Source organism: Streptomyces sp. NPDC056835 (assembly GCF_042789485.1).
Taxonomy (GTDB): domain Bacteria; phylum Actinomycetota; class Actinomycetes; order Streptomycetales; family Streptomycetaceae; genus Streptomyces.
This window is the reverse complement of record NZ_JBHUBB010000029.1, coordinates 74,466-96,186: the sequence shown is the minus strand read 5'-3', so window position 1 is coordinate 96,186 and position 21,721 is coordinate 74,466. Positions and strand designations below refer to the sequence as shown.

11 protein-coding genes are annotated in these 21,721 nt (G+C 68.6%); 5 read left to right on the top strand and 6 right to left on the bottom strand.

Translation table 11 applies throughout. The annotated features are described in order from the left end of the window. Window positions 1–5 precede the first annotated feature (5 nt). The 3 genes from ACFRMN_RS28835 to ACFRMN_RS28825 are packed head-to-tail and all read right to left on the bottom strand — an operon-like array spanning window position 6 to window position 12,840. Window positions 6–4,514: an Eco57I restriction-modification methylase domain-containing protein gene (locus ACFRMN_RS28835; protein ID WP_383024630.1), complete on the bottom strand. Its 4,509-nt coding sequence runs from the start codon at window positions 4,512–4,514 to the stop codon at window positions 6–8. Further along, window positions 4,511–7,525, bottom strand: coding sequence for a helicase-related protein (locus ACFRMN_RS28830; protein ID WP_383024627.1), 3,015 nt, complete (start codon window positions 7,523–7,525; stop codon window positions 4,511–4,513). The genes ACFRMN_RS28835 and ACFRMN_RS28830 overlap by 4 nt, the downstream gene beginning before the upstream one ends. After that, window positions 7,522–12,840 (bottom strand): DEAD/DEAH box helicase, encoded by a 5,319-nt coding sequence (locus ACFRMN_RS28825; RefSeq protein WP_383024624.1) that lies wholly within the window; start codon window positions 12,838–12,840, stop codon window positions 7,522–7,524. The genes ACFRMN_RS28830 and ACFRMN_RS28825 overlap by 4 nt, the downstream gene beginning before the upstream one ends. A gap of 215 nt (window positions 12,841–13,055) precedes the next feature. Here ACFRMN_RS28825 and ACFRMN_RS28820 point away from each other — a divergent pair, with 215 nt between their 5' ends. From ACFRMN_RS28820 to tyrS, 3 genes are all read left to right on the top strand, one after another. Then, a complete protein-coding gene (locus tag ACFRMN_RS28820) occupies window positions 13,056–14,579 on the top strand; it encodes a TldD/PmbA family protein (RefSeq protein ID WP_383024622.1) in 1,524 nt (507 codons plus the stop codon). Between the two features lie 82 nt (window positions 14,580–14,661). After that, entirely contained in the window at window positions 14,662–16,059 is a 1,398-nt protein-coding gene (locus ACFRMN_RS28815) for a metallopeptidase TldD-related protein (protein ID WP_383024619.1), read from the top strand. A 66-nt stretch (window positions 16,060–16,125) separates the two neighbouring features. Next, complete coding sequence (tyrS, locus tag ACFRMN_RS28810; RefSeq protein ID WP_383024617.1) at window positions 16,126–17,397, top strand: tyrosine--tRNA ligase; 1,272 nt, start codon at window positions 16,126–16,128, stop codon at window positions 17,395–17,397. A 160-nt stretch (window positions 17,398–17,557) separates the two neighbouring features. On the opposite strand, the gene ACFRMN_RS28805 is transcribed toward tyrS, so the two are convergent. Further along, window positions 17,558–17,851: a GlsB/YeaQ/YmgE family stress response membrane protein gene (locus ACFRMN_RS28805; RefSeq protein WP_383024614.1), complete on the bottom strand. Its 294-nt coding sequence runs from the start codon at window positions 17,849–17,851 to the stop codon at window positions 17,558–17,560. Window positions 17,852–18,074: 223 nt separating this feature from the next. On the opposite strand from ACFRMN_RS28805, the gene ACFRMN_RS28800 reads away from it, so the two are divergent. Together ACFRMN_RS28800 and ACFRMN_RS28795 are read left to right on the top strand one after the other, a co-directional pair. After that, on the top strand, window positions 18,075–18,440 hold the full coding sequence (locus tag ACFRMN_RS28800) for a DUF3099 domain-containing protein (RefSeq protein ID WP_383024611.1): 366 nt from the start codon (window positions 18,075–18,077) through the stop codon (window positions 18,438–18,440). Between the two features lie 230 nt (window positions 18,441–18,670). Beyond that, the gene (locus ACFRMN_RS28795; protein WP_383024608.1) at window positions 18,671–18,940 is read left to right on the top strand and encodes a hypothetical protein; all 270 of its coding nucleotides are present in this window, start codon (window positions 18,671–18,673) and stop codon (window positions 18,938–18,940) included. Here the strand turns inward: ACFRMN_RS28795 and moaA are convergent. Together moaA and ACFRMN_RS28785 are read right to left on the bottom strand one after the other, a co-directional pair. After that, window positions 18,923–19,915 carry a GTP 3',8-cyclase MoaA gene (gene moaA, locus ACFRMN_RS28790; RefSeq protein ID WP_383024606.1) on the bottom strand — a complete coding sequence of 331 codons (993 nt, stop codon included), beginning with the start codon at window positions 19,913–19,915 and terminating at the stop codon, window positions 18,923–18,925. The genes ACFRMN_RS28795 and moaA overlap by 18 nt on opposite strands. Window positions 19,916–20,078: 163 nt before the next feature. Further along, window positions 20,079–21,707 carry a cation acetate symporter gene (locus tag ACFRMN_RS28785; RefSeq protein WP_383024713.1) on the bottom strand — a complete coding sequence of 543 codons (1,629 nt, stop codon included), beginning with the start codon at window positions 21,705–21,707 and terminating at the stop codon, window positions 20,079–20,081. Window positions 21,708–21,721: the final 14 nt, after the last annotated feature.

Below are 21,721 nucleotides of genomic sequence, written 5' to 3'. Positions count from 1 at the left end.
CGGTGTCAGTCAAAGAGGTCGAGCTGAACCTCACCCTCGATCTCTCCGCGCCCGAAGAGCCCGCTCTGCGGAAGCCCCTCGCGTTGCGGCGACTTGCGCTGGGGCCGCACTGCCGGGGTGGTAACGGGCGGCTTGGGCTTGGGCCGCGACGTGCGGGTCAACGGGCTTACGCCGGGGGCGTGGCGGGGGCCTTCGCCGGGAGGAGGGGTGAGGGATGTGACGTACGGGCCGGACGCCATGGCCTCGTAGATGCGGATGATGGCGTCCTTGGTCCGCTGGAAGAGCTCGGGCTTCTTGTTGCGGAAGGCACGGAAGCTGTCTAGGACTAGGTCAAGGTCCTTGCGCTCGATGCCGTAGAGGTGGAAGTACGCGGCATCCAACTCGGCGCGCATGAGGAAACGACGGTCTTCGTCCCAGATGAAGGGGGCGCCTTCGCCGGTGAGGAATTCGGCCCACGGGCCCATCTCGTATGAGGTATAGCTCAGTTCAAGGACGCGGGAGCGAATCCATGCCCCAGGAGACTGGTCACCAAGCCAGGCAACAGGCTTGGTGTACTCGTCCGGAGGGAGAACCGGCAACTGCTCCAGATAGGTGTACGTCAAATGAGCGCCGGAGATCTTCTGGCGAGCGCAGAAATCCAACGCGAAAGCAGACAAGTTGGCCATCAGCGCGTCGTACGGCAAGCCCTGATCCACGGGTAGCGTGACAGGAAAGGTGTCACCACAAGCAGTACGAGGCGCCACGGAGGGGATGACTGTGCGGTCATCTGAAGCGCGGCAAATATTGCGCCAACCGATCAACCAATCGTGCGGCCACTCAGTCTCAGGTTGCCCCGGCTCGGCAGCCAGCCTCTCCTCTACCGCCTCTTCTGTGATCCAGTGACGCGGAAGCGGAACCCGCGCGGGATCCTGGTGATTCTGTGCAGTAAGCCGCGGCAAGGTACCGACGCGGAGCTGCGCCTCCGTGGCCCCTTCATACGTACTGAACCTCGAATCGTATTGATGGACCATCTTGGCTTCGTAGAGCGGCAAAGCTCGCTCCTGGCCCCGGATAAAAATCGTGCCATCCCGTCGCCATCCGGATTCATACAGCGAATCTTCGCTCTTGAACAGATCAGAACTACTGGCCATGTGGAACATAGCCTTGAACCTCAGGCCCCACTGGTTACCGACAGTGCCGCCGAGTCTTCTATTCCAAAGAACCGGCACACGCTGGTGCACTTCTTCCAGCACCCGCAGGTGATCCGGGCTCTCACACACAGGCGCTGTAAGACTGTTGGGATTGATCCTCTGGAACGCCTCCGCATCGAGTGTGAACTCCCGAGGATCCAACTGGTCCGGGCGGCGGGCCCGGAACGCCAGGCGGACCCTGTCGTATGTGCGGGCCGGGCCTACGAACGTGAACAAGCAAAAGCGGTAGGCGTGGTGCACATCTGCAAACAGTTTCTCCTCGTTCTCCAGATCCAGCACCGTCGCCAACTGACGCTGCTCCACCAGGTTCGAGAAGAATCCCGACGTCGTCTTGTCCGTCGCGATTCCCGTAGGCAGCACCAGCCCCGCCATGCCCGTCGGCGACAGCAGCGTCCGCGCCTTCTCCGCGAAGACCGCGTACGTATTCACGTCGCCCTTCCCTGTCAACGGGAAGATGTCCGAGTCCCTGAGCATGTTCGTCGTGCCCTTGGACTCGCGCTGCGCCGTCAGATACGCCCGGTGCAGCTTGCGGTCCGCCTCGATCGGCTGGCCGTGTTCGTCCACCGTCTTCAGCAGATCGCCGATGCGGCGCTCGCGCTCGTTCGCCGTCTCCGCGTCCGCCACGTACGGGTTCTGCGCGGCGAACCATTCCTTCTTCTGGATCTTCACCCGCTCCCACGGCGGGTTCCCCAGTACGCAGTCGAAGCCGCCCTGCCACCCCGTCGCCGCGTTCGCGTCTTCCGCTTCGCGGTCCTCGACCCGGAAAACGCGCGGGAATTCCAGGTGCCAGTGGAAGAAGCGGTTACGGGAGACGATGTCGCGCAGCTCCCGCTCTCCCGCGTCTTCTCGCCACTCCCGCTCCTCCTCCGTCTCCGGGACCGGTTCCTCACCCATCTTCGGTCTCGGCTTCGGGATGCCCGGCAGTGCCTCGTCCTTCTCCAGCTTCTTCATAGTCGCCGTCGTAATGGGGATCGGCGCGTCCTCCCGCTTCGGCCAGATGAACGCCGCACACCACGCGTCCGCGACCTTCTTCAACCGCTTGAGTTCGTCGTTCGCCTCGAACTCGCGGTGTCTCCTCGCCAGTTCACGTATCGCCGCGAGCCCCGTGCCATCGGTCGGCGCGTTCACCGCCTCTTCGGCAGCGACGCGCATCTTCGCCGTACTCGTCAGGGTCGCGGGCTCGCCCATCTGGGTCTGGACCCATACCGCCACGCCCCTGCGTTCCCTGGCGTTACGGTCCCGGGCGTCCTTAACCGTCTTCTGTTCGTCGCCTTCCAGCTTCTTGAACGCCTTCTCGGGGATTCCCGCCTCCAGTAGCAGCGGCGTCGTCCCCAGCAGCGCGTTGCCGACCTTGATCCGGTCGTCCAGGTAGGCCAGCGGTTCCCCCGGGTTGAGGGACTCCATCCACAGCGACACCTTGGCGATCTCCGTCGCCAGCGGGTTGATGTCGACACCGTGGACACAGGACTTCACGACCTTGCCCATCGCCTCGCGCACCCGTTCCGGCGCGGGCTCGTGTTCACCGTCCGCCGCGAGCTGGGCGTAGCGCAGGGCGATGCGGCGGGCCGCCGCGACCAGGACGTGGCCCGAGCCACAGGAGGGGTCGACGAAGCGGATCTTGAGAAGATCTTTCGGGATGCCGGATTTCGCGTAGCGCTCGATCACCGGGTCCAGAGCGTTGTCGAGGAGCTTCTCGATAAGCACCTTAGGGGTGTAGTACGAGCCGGTGGTCTTCCGCTGGTTGCCCGCCACCAGGTCCTGGAGCCAGAACTCCAGTTTCTGCGGATTGTGGCGTGGGATGAGCTCCAGCAGGGACTCGTAGACGCTGCCGAGCTCGTCGGCATCCAGGTGCCGGTAGTCGACACGGGTCACGCGGCCCTGCTTGTCGGAGACCTGGGACAGCAGCCGGACTGCCTGGAGCAGGTGCTCGTTGGGGAGCTTCGCCGTGCGCAGCGGCTCGCTTCTGCCCGGGAGCCAGGTGATCTGCTTCTCGTCGTCGGCGGCGCGGAAGTACAGCCCGCCGAGTTCGGGAAGGGCCAGATTCTCTTCGCCACCGATCCTGCCGAGGGCTTCCAGCACGACGCACAGACCGTCCCACAGGTCGGTGTGGTGGTCGCCGCTCCTTCTGACGGCGATACGGCGCAGCCTGGCCGTGGAGAAGTAGCGGGCGTAGCGGGCGCGGGCCCGTTCCAGTCTCTGCGTTTCCGCCTTGGAGGCGTTCGCCCCGGGCTGGAGCAGCAGTGCTTCGCGGTCCTCGGCCACGAAGAGGAACACCAGCTGGTAGGCCAGACGCAGCAGTTCGTGGTGGAAGTCGTCGAGTGCGGCCTTGCCGCCACGGGTGAGGGCCTCGCCGAGGATCGGGTTCGCCTGGAGGAATCCGGTGCCGAGGATCGACAGGGCGTCCTTCACCTGGTCGCGCAGCCGGTCCCGGGAGCGGATGCCGGTCTCGATGGAGTAGGTGCGCCACCATTCGATGCGGCAGTCCGCCGGGGTGAGGGGCGCGATGTCGTCGGTGAGGAAGATGTCGTCGAGGGTGCCTTCGTCTCCGTCGGCCGGTTGTCCGTCGGAGAGTTCGCCGGCCTCTGCCGCGCCCTCCGCCGAGGCGACGGCGGCGACACCGCGTCGTTTCTTCTCCGGCTTCGCGACGAGTTCGAAGCGCGAGGAGTGGAGCATCGCGTACAGCGTGAGGAAGTCCGCGAACTGGTCCCCGCCGAAGATGGCGTCCAGATTGAACTCGACATAGGCGGAGCCGACGAGTGTGGTGGAGTCGCGCAACACGCGCAGGACCCGACCGTTGGAGAGCAGTCCCCACAGGTGCTCGGCGGAGACGTTCAGGAGATCCTGGACCATCGACTGGGGGGCGCGATGGGTTCCGATGCCCCGGTCGAGGTCGGTGTCCCAGCCCAGCAGGTGGACGGGGAGGTGGTCCTGCCAGCGGTGGCTGACGCGGTAGTACCTCTTGGGGTCCCGGCCGGCGAAATCAACGCCCTGGCGTTTCGGGATGTCCGTACGGCCCGTGTAGCCCAGTTCGTCCAGAAGGACGCTCAGCCACTGCTGGTAGGTGAGCGTCGTCAGGTCGACGTTCTCACCCTGCTCTTCGAGCTGTGCGCGGAAGGAGCTGTAGGTCCCTTTGAGGTATTCCCACCTGCGGCTGGCGGCGTCCTCGACGCGGACGCCGCGTGGCAGGCCGTAATCGGCGGGCGTGGAGCCGGGGAGCTCACGGTCCGTGCCACCGATCTTGTTGAGAAGTTCGCGGGAGAGCAGGGCCCCTTCGACGCGCACCGCTGTGCTTGCCGGAAGGTGGTCGAGGGCGAGTGCGGTCACCTGGAGCCTCCGGGGCGCTTGACGTACACGTACACACCGAGCAGGTCGGGTTCACCGGCGGGCTCGGCTGTGATGCCACGCGCGGCTGCCGCGCCGCGTGCTCTACCGCGTTCGCCGGCGGCCTCGCGGACGCGGAGGTGCGCCGCTTCCAGGCGGCGGGCGAGATCGTGGCCGTGGGAGGCCAAGTCGCCCTTCACCTCGTCCAGTTCTTCGAGGGCGCGGCTGATCTGCTGGTCGCGCATGGAGGGGATGGTGTTGCGGTCGGGGGTCGCCGGAAGCAGTTCGGCCGTTTCGTCGTCCGTGAGCCACTCCCGGGTGCCGTCATTTGTCGTGCGCCAGGCGAGCAACTGGGCGTCCTCGGCGACCAGTTCGCGGGGCTTGACCGGGGTGCGGTCCGCTCGGCGGCGGGGGGGCAGGGTGAGGTGGAAGCGGTAGCGGACCAGCAGGAGCACGACGCGGTGGTCGACGGCGGCGGTGCGGATGACGCCGAGCCGCCGGGCGGGGCGGTCGATCTCACTGAGGCTCCGGTCCAGGGCGGAGTCGAGGACGTAGCGGGCGACGGCCCGTACCGCGGGATCCGTGCGGAACAAGGCGTGTTGCCCGGCAGGAACCGGGAGGTCCTGGTGGAAGACCAGCTCGTTCGAGGCAACCGCCTTCCCCGTCTTGGCCTTGGACTTCGCCTTGCCCTTGGCCGTGCCGCGGGCCGGTGCCTGGGCGACGCCCGGCCCGGTGGCCTGGTCGTGATCCTCGTAGATCCCGAGGCCGTGGCGCAGGCCCCGGGGCAATGGGCCCGCCGGAGCGGTGAAGCCGGTGCTGTGCGGGTCGGGGCGTACGGGGGAGCCCAGCGACTTCAGGGTCTCGCGGGTGAAGTCGGCGATGTCCGCCGGCTCGCCGAGCGCCTGTCGCAGGGCGTTCAGCTCGGCCTGGACCTCTTCGGGGCGCAGGCCGCTCTGTGCGAACTTGGTGAGGACCTTCGACTCCCGGTCGGCCGCGTCCTCCCACTCCTTGTGGAGGCGTTCCCTGGCCTGGCTGAAGAGCGCCTCGGTGCCGATGTCGAGGGTGAGCTGTTCGGTGTTCTCCTTGCCTCTGAGGAAGAGGCTGCTGGAGAGGGCCTTGAGGACGCCCTCACCGCCGTCCGGTACGGGGACGACGACGCCGACCTGCTCGGCGATCGCCTGGTGTTTACGGATGAGGACGTCCAGGACAAGGCCGTCGATCCCGGTGTCGGTGTCGAAGAGGGTGACGGCCCGGACATTCTCGCGGGCCTGCCCGAACCGGTCGACCCGGCCTTCACGCTGTTCGTGGCGGGTCGGGTTCCAGGACAGGTCGTAGTGGAGGACCGCGCCGAAGTCGTCCTGCAGGTTGACGCCTTCGGAGAGGCAGTCGGTGGCGACCAGGACATGCCTGCCGTGCTTCGCCGTGAGCTCGTCGATACGGGCCTGGCGGGCGTCGGGGTGGAGCTTGCCCGTGACCGCGTCGACGTGGGCGCTGCGCCCCAGGGCTTTGGCGAGATGCCCGGCGACGTACTCGGCGGTGGGGACGTAGCGGCAGAAGACGATCGGGTCGTAGCCGTCGACGAGCAGGCCTTTCACCTCATCGACGAGGGTACGGAGTTTGGCGTCGTGTGCCGGTCCTGAGAGCTGGTCGGCGCGCGCGGCGAACGACTTCAGTTTTCGGGCGCCGACGGAGTTCTCCGGGGTGTCGAGCAGCGATCCCGGGACGCCGTCCTGGCCGTCGACGGACTCGTCGTCGGTGAGGTCGAGAACAGCACGGTGAAAGCTTTCGATCTCCGCGTCGGTGTGGGCAGTGGCGACGCCCGCCCTGACGCGGAGGGTTTCGGCCGCGGCGGCGGGCGACGAGAGCACACAGCGCAGCAGCGCGAGCACGGAGACCCAAGTCATCCGCTGCTGGTGGGCGCCGTCGGGGCGGCGGACCTGTTCACGGGCGTAGGTCAGGACATCGGTGACGAAGCCCGCGTACTCCTTGTCCAGGTGGTACGGGGTCTCGCGCACCATGCGCGCGCGGGGAAAGGGGGTCTCCTCGTCGAGGTAGCGCTTGATGTCACGGCGGCGGCGCTGGACGAAGTGGCGGGCGAGCCGGTCACGGTGGGCGGGGAGGGTGGGGTCGAGGTTCTGGAGGGCCGGATCGAGCAGGCCGGTGAGCTTGGCGAAGGCGTGGACGTCACCGCTGTGCGGGGTGGCGGTGACGAGGACGAGGTGCCGGTCGGCGTCCGCGGCGAGTTCGCGGAGCAGCTCGTACCGCAGCTGGTGTCCGGTGCCCGTACCGACACAGCTGTGGGCCTCGTCGACGATCAGGATGTCGGGGCAGGTGCGCTTGAAATTGCCCCGGCGTTCTTCCTGCTTGATGAAGTCGGTGGAGACCACGGTGCAGGGGTAACGGTCGAAGATCGACTGACCCTGTTCTGTGGTCTTCTCCAAGCGGGCCGCCGTGGAGGGAAGGACGAGTACGGCGTCCATGCCGAACTTCTCCCGCAGTTCTCGCTGCCACTGCTCGGCAAGTGACGGCGAGCAGAGCACGGCCATGTTGCGCGCCGAGCCCTGCTCGATGAGTTCCTTGGCGATGAGTGCCGCCTCGACGGTCTTGCCGATGCCGACATCGTCCCCGATGAGCAGCCGTACGGTGTCCATGCGCAGCGCCATCATCAGCGGGACGAGCTGATACTGGCGTGGCTGCACGGAGATGGAGGCGAGGCTGCGGAAGGGGCCCGCGCCGTGCGTCGCCGCGATGCGCAGCGCGGTGCGCAGGAGGCCGGCCGACGCGAAGTCGCCGACCTCTCCGGGAACGGCCTCGGGCGGGCCGAAGCCGGGGTCCTTGATCTCGTGCGGGAAGAGCGCGGTGAGATATTCGCGGTCGCCGTCCAGTGGCTGGGCGATCACCAGGCCGTCGGCTTCATCGGCGGGGCTGGGCTGGACCACCCAGTCACGGCCCCGGGCGGAGACGAGGTCGCCGGGTGCGCGGCGTGCGGAGGTCGTCGTGGTCCCGGAAGTCATCGGAAACTCCGTCCGGTGCCGAAGACGTCCGGATGTACGCGCACGGTGTTCTCCCACTCCTTGATACCGGCTCCGGCCCGGATGACGAGCCAGCCGTCGTCGATCAGCCGGAATTCGGCCCGCTGGTCCAGCGACGGGCCGCCGGAGGTGTCCAGGTAGACGGCGACGTCCGCGCCCGGCAGGCGGTAGACGACGTCGGGACGGACCGGTGCCCCGGTCTGGTCGGGCTGTGTCTCGTCGGGCAGCCGGTGCCCCGTCCGGCCCAGCCACTCTACAAACTCCGCGACGGGTCCCCTTACCGGCTCGGTGGCGGCGGCCAGGGTCTGCGCCCGCAAGGTGGCGGGGGTCACAGCACGGTCGCCCTTGGTGGTGGCGTTGGCGAGCCTGAGCAGCAGCGGGACCGCGGAATGCCGGTCGATCCGGGTGTGGAACCGCTGGTTGTTGTAGGAGAGGAGACAGTCGTAGCAGCCGCGCTCGCAGCGCTCGGGGGCGCCTTCGGCCCGGTCCTCGTCCTGGCCGGTGTCCGGGTCGTAGTGGATGATCTTCAGCGCGGCCCTGGCTACCTCGGCGAAGGCGTTCGGGTCGTCGTGGAGGAGCCGCAGCACGCCCGCGCCGCCTTCCGCTCCCTCGATGAAGAGCATCCGGCCCCGCGCCTCGTCATCGGGAAGATCCTGGCTGTCCAGCTCGGAGTCCTCCAGCTGGTAGCGGGCCTCGATGCCTCGTTCCAGGGCGTGGCGGAGCGTGACGGCGATCGTCTCGCTCTCGACGGGTTCGGCCAGGCGCAGCACGGCGATGTTCTTCCGGTCCTCGACGTACGGAATGACCTGGAGCGTCCGGTCGGCGGACGCGAACGGTGCCAGGACCTCGTCCTCGGCGGACGCCTCCTGGATCTCGCCCGCCTTCTTGGCACTGAGCCAGCGACCCTGGACAGGGTCGAGCCAGAACCCCCGGTCGGCCCGGTGCTTGCGCTTGCGGCGGCCGAGGTTGAAGACGCGGATCCAGGCGGTGTCCCCGTACCCGATGTCGAGGATCGGCCCGGCCTCGTCGGAGGCCGTGGCGTCCTGGCGTCCGGCGGCCCCTGAGAACTGGTATCCCGTCAACAGTTCGAAGCCGGATCTGAGGCGCTCCTCCTCGTCGGAGGAGATACGCCGCACCGGGGAGGCCTGAACCGTGCTCAGGACCATGGTCCTGCTCAGGGTCAGGGTCAGCGGGATCAGGCAGTAGTCGCAGGTGTCGGCTCCCTGGGCGCGGTCGTACCACATACCGCACGCGCCGCAGATCCGGACGTCACTGGTGGCGACCTGCCCGGGAGTGGCTCCCATCGGGACCTGGACGCGGTCGACGGAGTAACGCTGGCCCTCGTGGTAGATCAGCGCGCCGGGACCGAATTCGGAGATCGCGATGAAGCGCGGACGCTGGATGTAGGCGCCGTTCCGCTGGCCGAGCCGGCCTTCGCCCCGCTGCCCGGGGATGTAGGCGGCCAGGGGGAGGCGCGGGAACGAGTAGCCGGGGAGGAATCCCTCGGACGCGAAGTAGCGGTAGCTGTAGAAGTCGCTGAAGGATTCCTCGCTGTCCTCGTTGCGCAGCAGCTTCAGCTGATTCTCGGCCTCGGCTCGGCGGGCCTGGGCGCGGCGGCGGGACTTGGGATCCACGGAGAGATCACCGGCGACTCGGTGCTGCTGTTCGCGTTCGTCGAGGGCGGCCCGGTAGAGGCGGCGCCAGCGATCGCAGTCATGGTCGAACCGGCTCAGCGCGGCACGGACGACGTCCTCGATCCAGCCGTCGTACCACCAGGGGGGTGGCTTCTCCAGGCCGGCCAGCAGCGGCTGGAGGACATCGGCGGACCGGACGATGGCCCGGCGGCGGGCGGCTTCGCTGTCGAGCTGCGTGCGCATCGTGTCGGTGAGCGGCAGGGGCACCGGCTCGCCGGGGCCGGTGGGCCGGGCCTCCGCGTCGATGATCTCGGTCATCCGGGAGCCGAGGGCGACGCCTGTCTCGGCCAGCCAGACGGCGTGGACATGCGACCGCAGCAGTTCCTCATTGGCGAGGTCGAGGCGGGGCGGGGTGACGCTGCCCGCGACCATCAGCTGAGGACGGCGGAAGTAGTACTGATCGTGGGCACTACCCGTCGAACAGTAGGTCGTGACGAGTGCGGGCTGTCCGGAACGTCCCGCCCGGCCCGAGCGCTGGGCGTAGTTGGCGGGGGTGGGCGGGGCATTGCGCATGCCTACCGCGTTGAGTGTGGAGATGTCCACACCGAGCTCCATCGTCGGCGAGCAGTACAGCAGGCTCAGCTCTCCGTCGCGGAATGCCTCTTCCCGCTTTTCCCGCAGCTCGGCGGGGACCTGCGCGGTGTGTTCCCTGGCCTCAAGACCGACGAGCTGCATCGCGGTGTCCCGGTAGAGGTCGCGGAAGTAGGTGTTGACGGACGGCGTGGCGTCGGGGTCGCTGACCTTGCGCAGCGGGTCGGGCTCGGGGGTGGCCCCGTCGCCCGGCAGCCAGCGCAGGGCGGTGGCCCTGACCTGGTGGCCGAGCGAGCCGTCGCGCTCCTCCCGGACGATCGCCACCAGGCCGTAGGTCTCCAGTACCCGCAGCAGATCGCGGATCACCGTGCCGGCATCGGCGACGGACATCCGCTTGCCCCGGAGAGCAGGGATCGCGGCGAACTGGCCCGGGCGGCGGAGGAAACGTCCGTACGCGCCCAGGCCGCTGAGGTAGATGGCCTCACCGGAGGGTGCCCCCTTCGGGCCGCTGCCCGGAAAAGCGACCCGCGAGGGAACGCGCGGCTCTCGGGGCGGCAGTGCCCAGACGCCCAGCAGATGGCCGTCCGACTGGCGCTGAACCTGCTCGAAGCCCTCCTGGGTCAGCATCAGTTCATCGACGGCGAGCGAGCGGCGCAGCTCGTCCAGCAGAACCCTCGCGAGGTACTCACGGTGAGCGGGTTCGTCTCGTACCAGTGCTTCGTGCCGGCCGTGCCAGCACTCCTCGTCGGCGGCGATCTCCGCCAGATCGGTGTAGTCGAAACGCAGCAGCCCGGTCTGGGTGAGGTTGGGCATGGTGATGCGCCAGCCGCGTTCCAGGTCCGCGTGGACCCGGTAGGACAGCACCGCGCGGAGCGCCGAGCGGGCGAGCTCACGCTGGCTGAATTTCGCGCCGGGGTTGCGGGCGAACACGTCCATGGGCAGGCCGAGTGCCTCCTCGACGGCCTGCGGCAGCAGATCGTGCCGCAGGCCGTTCGGCCCTGCTGCGGCCAGCGCCTGGTAGAGGGCGCCGCGGACCTGGGTGACCTGGGCGAAGTCATTGAAGTGGCCTGCCTGGAGACTCGCGTCCTGCCGGTTGTCGACAAAGGTGAGGAGTTTGCGCGCCTTCACGTCCATATCGGCTTGGGCGCGCAGCGAGCGCACCACGCTGGAGCTGATGAGGGAGACCGCCGAGCTGCGTCCCTCGGCGGCGAAGGTGGCGAGCTTGGCGAAGTCACGGGCTCGCAACTGTTCGTGGCTGACCCGGCAGCGCAGGCAGAAGCGGAACGGCGCGGCGATCCACCACGCCCGTAGGCCGTCGGCTCCGGTTTCCTTAGCCTCTGCGGGCTCCACCACCCCGGTATGCCGTTCCGCGAGGAGCCTGCCGTCGGGAGCGATCCGTACCTCGCGCGGCAGATCACCCGCACGGGCCTGCACAACGGTCCGGGCCCCGTCTTCGCCGGTCTCGACCCAGCTGTCCGGGAGGCGGACCAGGATCTCGTCGGGCTCGGTCGGCCACGGCCGTTCCTCGCTGACGTAAAGATAACCGTCGTCCTCCTCGCCGGGGGCCTCCGGATCTCTGCGCGCGACGAAGCGTGGCCCGGCTGCCCCCCTCTCCCGGGTGACGACCAGATATTCGTGCCCGCAGTCCCGGCAGAAGGCCAGCGGGATCAGCGGCTTCTCCCGCTGCTGCGGGACCACGACCTGGTACTGGCTGGTCAGATGGCGCTGCCCAGCGGGTTCGAGACTGGTGTAGACGGTGTCACCCTTGGACAGGAACTGGTGCAGCCGAAAGGCGAACAGCGGACGGCGGTGTACCCGGTGGCGTGCCTCGGCGCCGGCTCTGAGGATCGACTCGATCGCCGCCCGGCACAGCTCGTCCCGCTGCCCACTGTCCCTGGAAAGGGTCTCCGCCGCTTCAGGCACGGTCACGGGCGTACGCCTGACCAGCCTGCCGCCGGACTTCTCGTTCTCCTCCGCCAGCCCGAAGGAATCCTCCACCCATACGGCGAGGGGGTCGGTCCGCAGGACCTCGTAGTCCCGCGACAGTGCCCCGGGGTCCAGAGCCGCGCGCCGGACCGCCTCGCCCAGTGCGGACCGCCGTGCGCGCGAGGTGCCGCTCTGCGAGGGCCCTGGATCCGTGGCGCGCTCCAGCGTCTCACCGATCACCCGCTCCGGCCGTACGGGGGCGCCGAACAGCAGGGTGGCGACGGAGGCGACTTTCTTCCGTGCTTCCTCGAAGGTGGCGGCGCTGGCCATGGTCGCGGAGGTGCCGATGCACTGAAGGCCGGGGGCATCGCAGGCATCCCGGAGCCTTCGTACCAGCAGCGCGACATCCGCGCCCTGTCTGCCGCGGTAGGTGTGCAGTTCGTCGAGCGCCAGGAACCGCAGTCCTTGTGCCGCGCCGATGAGCTCCTTCCGCTCATGGGGTCGCGTCAGCAGATATTCCAGCATGACGTAGTTCGTCAGGAGGATGTCCGGCTTGGTCCGCCACACCGCGGACTTCTGCCCGGCGTCTTCTTGGCCCGTATAGCGAGCGAAGGTCACCTTCCGGTGCTCATCCGGAACGCCCCATCGCAGATAGCGGGCCAGTTCGTGCTGCTGGCTGTTGGCGAGTGCGTTCATGGGGTAGACGATGATCGCCGAGATCCCCTCGGGGTTGGGGCGGCGCAGCACCTCGTTCACGACGGGGATGATGTAGGCGAGGCTCTTGCCGGATCCGGTACCGGTGGTGAGCACGAAAGAATCGCGGGAGGGGGAGGCGGCCACCTCGATCGCTTCGCGCTGGTGGCGGTGGAGGGTCAGGGTCCGGGTCCCGGGGTCATGCTCGTCCTTCTTCTCGCGGAAGTAGCGTTTGCACCCGACGTGCAGAACCCCTTCCTCCACGAGCTCGGCAACGGTACCGCCGCTGCGGAAACTCGGATTGAGGGAAATACGGGGGTCGGGCCAGCGGACCTTTCCCTCGCGCTCCGCGTCGAGATGGCGCTGGATGTCCCGGTCCCGTACCGACACCAGGGATTGGGTGAAGGCTCCGTAGTCCTTGATGAGGTTCTGGTGGACTCCGAAGACATCCATGGTGACGCCGCTCTCCCCATGCCGCACGCGGTACCGCGCTGCCTCCGCGGCCGTCAGCAGCACTCACCGAATGGCGTCCCCTGGCCACCGGAAGTGATCAGCCTACTGCTACGCGCCGATTCAGGACATCGGAAACGGGTGGCCCGCCTCGAGCCCCGCACGGCATGGTTCACTCCGTACCACCAGTACTGGAGCGTGAGAAGGAGAGGCAGCAAGTGCCCCACGAGGTAGATCAGTCGTTCCTGGCACTGCCGCTGCGGGCGCTCGCCGACGCCGCGCTCGCCAGGGCGCGGGCGCTCGGCGCCGACCATGCCGACTTCCGCTTCGAGCGGGTACGCGGCGCGGCCCTGCGGCTGCGGGACGGCAAGCCCGCCGGCTCGTCGGACACCACGGATCTCGGGTACGCGGTCCGGGTGGTGCACGGGGGCGCCTGGGGTTTCGCGTCCGGGGTCGATCTCTCCATGGACGCGGCGGCCCGGGTCGCGGGACAGGCCGTGGCGATGGCCAAGCTGTCCGCGAAGGTGATCTCCGCCGCCGGTTCCGACGAGCGCGTCGAGCTGGCCGAGGAGCCGGTGCACGCCGAGAAGACCTGGGTGTCGGCGTACGAGATCAACCCGTTCGAGGTACCCGACGAGGAGAAGACCGGGCTCCTGGCGGAGTGGAGCGGGCGGCTGCTGCGGGCCGAGGGCGTGGCGCATGTGGACGCCTCGCTGCTCACCGTCCATGAGAACAAGTTCTACGCGGACACGGCGGGTACGGTCACCACCCAGCAGCGCGTCAGGGTCCATCCGCAGCTCACCGCCGTGGCGGTCGACGGCGAGAGCGGCGAGTTCGACTCGATGCGCACGATCGCCCCGCCGGTCGGCCGGGGCTGGGAATACCTCACCGGGACCGGCTGGGACTGGGACGCCGAGCTGGAGCGCATCCCCGGGCTGCTGGCCGAGAAGATGCGCGCGCCGAGCGTCGAGGCGGGCACGTACGACCTGGTCGTCGACCCGTCCAACCTGTGGCTGACGATTCACGAGTCGATCGGCCACGCCACCGAGCTGGACCGCGCTCTGGGGTACGAGGCGGCGTACGCCGGGACCTCGTTCGCCACGTTCGACCAGCTGGGGAAGCTGGCCTACGGCTCCTCGGTGATGAATGTGACGGGCGACAGGACCGCCGAACACGGTCTGGCCACCATCGGCTACGACGACGAGGGCGTCGAGGCGCAGTCGTGGGACCTGATCAAGGACGGCACGCTCGTCGGCTACCAGCTGGACCGCAGGATCGCGAAGCTCACCGGTCTCGGCCGCTCCAACGGCTGCGCGTACGCGGACTCGCCGGGCCATGTGCCCGTACAGCGCATGGCGAATGTGTCGCTGCGGCCGGATCCGGGCGGGCTGAGTACGGAGGATCTGATCGGCGGGGTGGAGCGCGGGATCTACGTGGTCGGCGACCGGTCGTGGTCGATCGACATGCAGCGCTACAACTTCCAGTTCACCGGGCAGCGGTTCTTCCGTATCGAGAACGGCAAGCTGGCCGGCCAGTTGCGGGATGTCGCGTACCAGGCGACGACCACGGACTTCTGGGGCTCGATGGAGGCGGTCGGCGGACCGCGGACGTATGTGCTGGGCGGCGCCTTCAACTGCGGCAAGGCCCAGCCGGGGCAGGTGGCGGCGGTCTCCCACGGCTGCCCCTCCGCCCTGTTCCGCGGCGTCAACATCCTCAATACCACGCAGGAGGCCGGACGGTGAGCGCAACGACCACCCTCGGCCGGGGGTCCGGGGGTCGACCCCCGGGACAGCACAGTCTCAACACCACGCAGGAGGCCGGACGATGACCACCAGCCGTATCAGCAAGCCGCACGAGATCGTCGAGCGCGCCCTCGAACTGTCCACCGCCGACGGCTGCGTGGTCATCGCCGACGAGCAGTCCTCCGCCAATCTGCGCTGGGCGGGCAACGCGCTGACGACCAACGGCGTCACCCGGGGCAGGACGCTGACCGTCATCGCGACCGTCGACGGCTCGCAGGGCACCGCGTCCGGTGTCGTATCGCGCTCCGCCGTCACCGCCGGTGATCTGGAGCCGCTCGTACGGGCCGCCGAGGCCGCCGCTCGCGCGGCCGGGCCCGCCGAGGACGCGCAGCCGTTGGTCGGCGGGGGGCAGGTCTCTGGGGACTTCGCCGACGCGCCCGCCGAGACCACCTCCGCCGTCTTCGCGGACTTCGCGCCCGCGCTCGGTGAGTCGTTCGCCCGTGCCCGGGCCGGCGGCCGTGAGCTGTACGGGTTCGCCAACCACGAGCTGACCTCGACCTACCTCGGCACGTCCACGGGCGTACGGCTGCGCCACGACCAGCCGAGCGGCACGCTGGAGCTGAACGCGAAGTCGCCCGACCGCACCCGCTCGGCCTGGGCGGGCCGGTCCACCCGCGACTTCAAGGATGTGGACCCGGCCTCTCTCGACACCGAGCTGGCGCGACGGCTGGCCTGGGCCGAGCGGAAGACCGAGCTGCCCGCGGGCAGGTACGAGACGCTGCTGCCGCCGACCGCCGTGGCCGATCTGCTGATCTACCAGCTGTGGTCCTCGACCGCCCGTGACGCCGCGGAGGGCCGTACGGTCTTCTCCCGTCCCGGCGGCGGCACCCGCGTCGGCGAGAAGCTTTCCGAGCTGCCGCTGACCCTGCGCAGCGACCCGCACGAGCCCGGCCTTGAGTCCGCGCCATTCGTGATCGCGCACTCTTCCGGAGAAGACGCCTCCGTCTTCGACAACGGTCTGCCGCTGACGGCGACGGACTGGGTACGGGACGGCGAGCTGGCGCGTCTGATCACCACCCGGCACAGCGCGGCGCTGACCGGGCTGCCGGTCGCGCCCGGCATGGGCAATCTGATCCTGGACGGCGGGGGCGAACGTTCGCTGGAGGAGATGGTCAGCGGCACCGAGCGCGGGCTGCTGCTGACCTGCCTCTGGTACATCCGCGAGGTCGATCCGGCGACGCTGCTGCTCACCGGACTGACCAGGGACGGCGTCTATCTCGTCGAGAACGGCGAGGTCACCGGCGAGGTGAACAACTTCCGGTTCAACGAGTCGCCGGTCGATCTGCTGTCGCGGGCCTCGGAGGCCGGGCGTACGGAGAAGGCGCTGCCGCGCGAGTGGGGCGACTGGTTCACCCGGGCCGCGATGCCCGCCCTGCGTATCCCCGATTTCAATATGAGCTCGGTCAGCCGGGGAGTATGACCCCCATACACTGGCCGGTAGTACATCCCAGTGAACCGTTTGAACCGTTCGAGGAGAGAAACGACCGTGACGGACATCGTCGACGAGCTGAAGTGGCGCGGGCTGTTCGCCCAGTCCACTGACGAGGACGCTTTGCGTAAGGCGCTCGCGGACGGTCCCGTCACGTTCTATTGCGGTTTCGATCCCACGGCGCCCAGCCTGCATGTCGGACATCTCGTGCAGGTGCTGACCGTACGCAGGCTCCAGCGGGCGGGGCACCGGCCGCTGGCGCTGGTCGGCGGGGCCACCGGTCAGATCGGTGATCCCCGGCCGACCGCCGAGCGGACGCTGAACGACCCGGAGACGGTCGCCGGCTGGGTGCGGCGGCTGCGGTCCCAGATCGAGCCGTTCCTGGACTTCGAGGGTCCGAACGCCGCGACCATGGTCAACAACCTGGACTGGACCGCGTCGCTGTCCGCGATCGAGTTCCTGCGGGACATCGGCAAGCACTTCCGGGTGAACAAGATGCTCACGAAGGACTCCATCGCCCGCCGGCTGGAGTCCGACGAGGGCATCAGCTACACCGAGTTCAGCTACCAGTTGCTCCAGAGCATGGACTTCCTGGAGCTGTACCGCCGCTACGGCTGTGTCCTCCAGCAGGGCGGCAGCGACCAGTGGGGCAATCTCACCGCGGGTCTCGATCTGATCCACCGCCTGGAGCCGGGCGCCACCGTGCACGCGCTGGCGACGCCGCTGATGACGAAGGCGGACGGGACCAAGTTCGGCAAGACCGAGGGCGGGGCTGTCTGGCTCGACCCGGAGATGACCACGCCGTACGCCTTCTACCAGTTCTGGCTGAACGTGGACGACCGTGACATCTCCGCGTACAGCCGCATCCTCAGCTTCAAGAGCCAGGCGGAGCTGGTGGAGCTGGAGCGGGCGACCGCGGAGCGTCCGCAGGCGCGCGCGGCCCAGCGGGCGCTGGCGGAGGAGCTGACGACGCTCGTCCACGGCGCCGAGCAGTGCGCGGCGGTCGTCGCGGCGTCCCGGGCGCTGTTCGGCCAGGGCGAGCTGACGGGGCTCGACGAGGCGACGCTCAGCGCGGCGCTCTCCGAACTGCCCCGCGCCGAGGTCACCGAGCCGGTGTCGGTGGTCGATCTGTTCGCCGAAACGGGTCTGGCGCCGAGCAAGTCGGCGGCTCGCCGTACGGTGAAGGAGGGCGGGGCCTACGTGAACAACGTCAAAGTCTCCGACGGGGACGCGGTACCGGACCGTACGGAGCTGCTGCACGACCGCTGGCTGGTGCTGCGCAGGGGCAAGAGGAACCTGGCCGCGGTGGAGGTCACCACCTCCGGCTGACACTCGGGACCCGTACGACCCGTACGGCCCGTACGAGTCCCGTACGACCCGTAGAACAGCCTCCAACGGCTGCGACATTCGGCTGCGGCCGGGCACGCGCACGCGTACCCGGCCGTAACCGTCCCGCCCTGTCCCGGGCGCGTCCGGGTCGGCGTCCGGGTCAGGCCCTCTGCCCGCTGCCCCGCTTGGCCTTGTTGCCGCGGATCGTTCTCCAGAGCTTGTCAACGAGGAAGACGACGACGATGGCCCCGACCAGCTGGAGCACATGGCGGGTCCAGTCCACTCCCCTGGTCTCCGCGACACCGATCCAGCCCGCGACCGCGTTGCCGAGGAAGCTGCCCACAATGCCGCACAGGATCGTCAGCCACAGGGGGATGTGCTGCTTGCCCGGGATGATGGCCCGGGCGATCAGGCCGAGCACCAGACCGACGATGATGACCCACAACCAGCTCATGGTCGCCTCCTCACGCGGCGCGATCTGCGCGTGATCGCCAGTCTGAAGCGTTCCGCCATATGGCGCATGTCGGACACGGCCGTACGTGGCGGGATGGGCGATATCGGCGAGGATGGGAGTGCCCCGATGGGAGTGCCCCGCTCTCGTGGGCGCCTGGGTCCCGGCGTACGGTTGACCGAGTCCGGTCCGGGGAGAGTCCGGCACAGAATCGGGTGGTGGGAACGTGGTGCGCAAGCGGGGCGGCACGGAGGTTTTCCGGATCACGGAGGCCCGGCGGGGACTCGCCGAGGATGTGGGCGGCCGGCAGCGCCGGTATGTGATCTCGATGGTCGTACGGACGCTCGCGGTGATCGCGACCGTGATTCTGTGGAACGTGGAACTGCCGGTCGCGATCGTGACACTCGTCCTGGGGATGCTGCTGCCGTACGTGGCCGTGGTGATCGCCAACGCGGGCCGGGAGAACGTCACTTCACTGCCGTCGACCCATCTCGCCCCACCGGCCCGTACAATGATCGCACCCCCTGTGGAACCTGCCGTGGCGGAAACCGGCGCCCCGGCTGCCGAGGGGGAGCCGCAAAGCGGTCCGTAACGCTCCGCAAAGCTCAAGAAAAGCTCAGATCAATCGTGAAGTTCCGGTGCACGGCACCCCGTTGCCCGTGACATACTTTAAAAGCGCTCCGCATCCCCCGTCGGAGCGACGGACCGACGCCGGGCAGCTCCCCCCGTGGCTGCCCGGCGTCGCCATTTCCGGTTACGGAACGTGTCCTGGGCCGGACAGCGCCTAAGGGCTGTCCGCCGGACAGGGCCTAGGGTGGTCAGGTGAACTTCCCCGGCATTCCAGGCTTCCCCGACGCTTCCGGCTCCGCCGACGACGCGGCCCCGATCTGTTCCGCCAAGGGGTGCCGCGCGCCCGCCGTCTGGGTCCTCGCCTGGAACAACCCCAAGCTGCACACACCCGAGCGCCGCAAGACCTGGCTGGCCTGCGACGAACACCGCGAGCATCTCTCCTCGTTCCTGGGGATGCGCGGCTTTCTGAAGGACGTGGTGGAGCTGACCGAGTGGGAGCGGAACTCAGCCACCGATCGCTGACATCGGCCGCTCGGGCTGGAGGAACGCCGACGGATCGTCCAGCCCGGACCCGGCCTTCTTGCCCCACATCGCCGTCTTCCAGAGCGCGGCGATCTCCTCGTCGGGCGCGTCGGAGCGCAGCGCGCCCCGCAGATCCGTCTCCTCCTGGGCGAACAGGCACGTACGCACCTGTCCGTCGGCGGTCAGCCGGGTGCGGTCGCAGGCCTGGCAGAACGGGCGGGTGACGGACGCGATCACGCCCACACGGTGCGGACCGCCGTCGACGACCCAGCGCTCGGCGGGCGCCGAGCCCCGTACGGAGTCGTCCTCCTCGGTCAGCGCGAAACGCGTACGCAGCGAGTCGAGGATGTCACCCGCCGTGATCATGTCGTCGCGCTTCCAGCCGTGTTGGGCGTCGAGCGGCATCTGCTCGATGAAGCGCAGCTCGTAGCCGTGCTCCACGGCCCAGGCCAGCAGATCGGGCGCCTCGTCGCCGTTGACCCCCGGCATCAGGACGGTGTTGACCTTGACCGGGGTCAGCCCGGCGTCATGGGCCGCGCGGAGCCCGTCCAGCACGTCCTGGTGCCGGTCGCGGCGGGTGAGGGTCTTGAAGACATCGGGGCGCAGTGTGTCGAGGGAGACATTGACCCGGTCGAGACCGGCCTCCCGCAGTGCGGCGGCCGTCCGCTTGAGCCCGATGCCATTGGTGGTCAGCGACATCCGGGGGCGCGGCTCCAGGGCCGCGCACCGCTCCACGATCCCGACGAGACCGGGCCGGAGCAGCGGCTCACCGCCGGTGAAGCGGACTTCCGTGATACCCAGCCGCGTCACGGCTATACGGATCAGCCGGACGATCTCGTCGTCGCTGAGCAGATCCGATTTGGTGAGCCACTGAAGCCCCTCTTCGGGCATGCAGTACGCGCACCGGAGATTGCACCGGTCAGTGAGCGAAACACGCAGGTCAGTAGCGATGCGACCAAAGGTGTCGACAAGCACTCCGGGCCACCTCCCTGATCGGATCCGACATGTTGAGCCTACGTCAGGCGGCTGACATCACCAGGGCCCGTACTGACGAGGAGCGGCAAGGCCGCATCGTAGGACTCTACGATGCGGCCTTGAATCTGTATACCGTCTACAGAATTCAGCGTGCTCAGTGCTCTCAGTGCGCTCCCGTACCGGTGAGGGACTTGACCTCCAGCTCGGCGTACTTGCCCTTGTCCGGCTCCTCCTTCGACAGCACGGTGCCCAGCCAGCCGAGCAGGAAGCCCAGCGGGATCGAGATCAGCCCCGGGTTCTCCAGCGGGAAGAAGTGGAAGTCGACACCCGGGAACATCGAGGTCGGCTTGCCCGAGACGACCGGTGAGAACAGCACCAGCAGCACGGACGAGGCCAGACCGCCGTAGATCGACCACAGGGCACCCTGAGTGGTGAACCGCTTCCAGAACAGGCTGTAGAGGATCGTCGGCAGATTGGCCGAGGCGGCGACGGCGAAGGCGAGCGCGACCAGTCCGGCCACGTTCAGATCGCGGGCGAGGGCGCCGAGCGCGATCGAGACGATGCCGATGGCGACGGTCGCCCAGCGGGCCGCGCGGACCTCCTCCTTCTCGGTGGCCTCTCCCTTGCGGATGACGTTGGCGTAGATGTCGTGCGCGAACGACGACGAGGACGCCAGGGTCAGGCCCGCGACGACCGCGAGGATGGTGGCGAAGGCGACCGCGGAGATCACGGCGAGCAGGATCGCGCCCCCGGTCGAGTCGGCGCCGCCGCCGATCTCCAGGGCGGCCAGCGGAGCCGCCGTATTGCCCGCCTTGTTGGAGGCGGTGATGTCGTCGGGCTTGAGCAGGGCGGCGGCGCCGAAGCCGAGCACGATGGTCATCAGGTAGAAGGCGCCGATGATGCCGATGGCCCAGATGACCGACTTGCGCGCGGCCTTGGCGGTGGGCACCGTGTAGAAGCGGATCAGGATGTGCGGCAGTCCCGCCGTACCGAGGACGAGCGCGATGCCCAGCGAGATGAAGTCCAGCTTCGAGGTCGCGGTGGCGCCGTACTTGAGGCCGGGTTCCAGGAAGGCCGCGCCCTTGCCGCTGTTGCTCGCCGCCGTGCCCAGCAGGTCGGAGAGGTTGAAACTGAACTTCCACAGGATCAGGAAGGTGATCAGCAGTGTGCCCGCGATGAGCAGCACGGCCTTGACCATCTGGACCCAGGTGGTGCCCTTCATCCCGCCGATCGTGACGTACACGATCATCAGCAGACCGACCAGCGCGACGATCGCGATCTTCCCGGCGTCACTGGTGATACCGAGCAGCAGGGAGACCAGCACGCCCGCGCCGGCCATCTGCGCCAGCAGATAGAAGATCGAGACCACGATGGTGGAGGTGCCCGCGGCGGTACGGACGGGACGCTGGCGCATGCGGTACGCGAGGACGTCACCCATCGTGTACCGGCCGGAGTTGCGCAGCGGCTCGGCGACGAGCAGCAGCGCGACCAGCCAGGCGACCAGGAACCCGATGGAGTAGAGGAAGCCGTCGTATCCGAAGAGCGCGATGGCGCCCGCGATACCGAGGAAGGACGCGGCCGACATGTAGTCGCCGGAGACCGCGAGACCGTTCTGGAAGCCGGTGAACTGCCGGCCGCCCGCATAGAAGTCCGACGCGTTCTTGGTCTGGCGGCCGGCCCAGACCGTGATGACGAGGGTCGCCACGACGAAGAGGCCGAAGAGCGTGATGATCAGCGGCCGGTGCTCGCTGGCGTCCGCGGCGGCGGCGAGCTGCTGGACCGGGTGACTCATGACTGACAGCGACT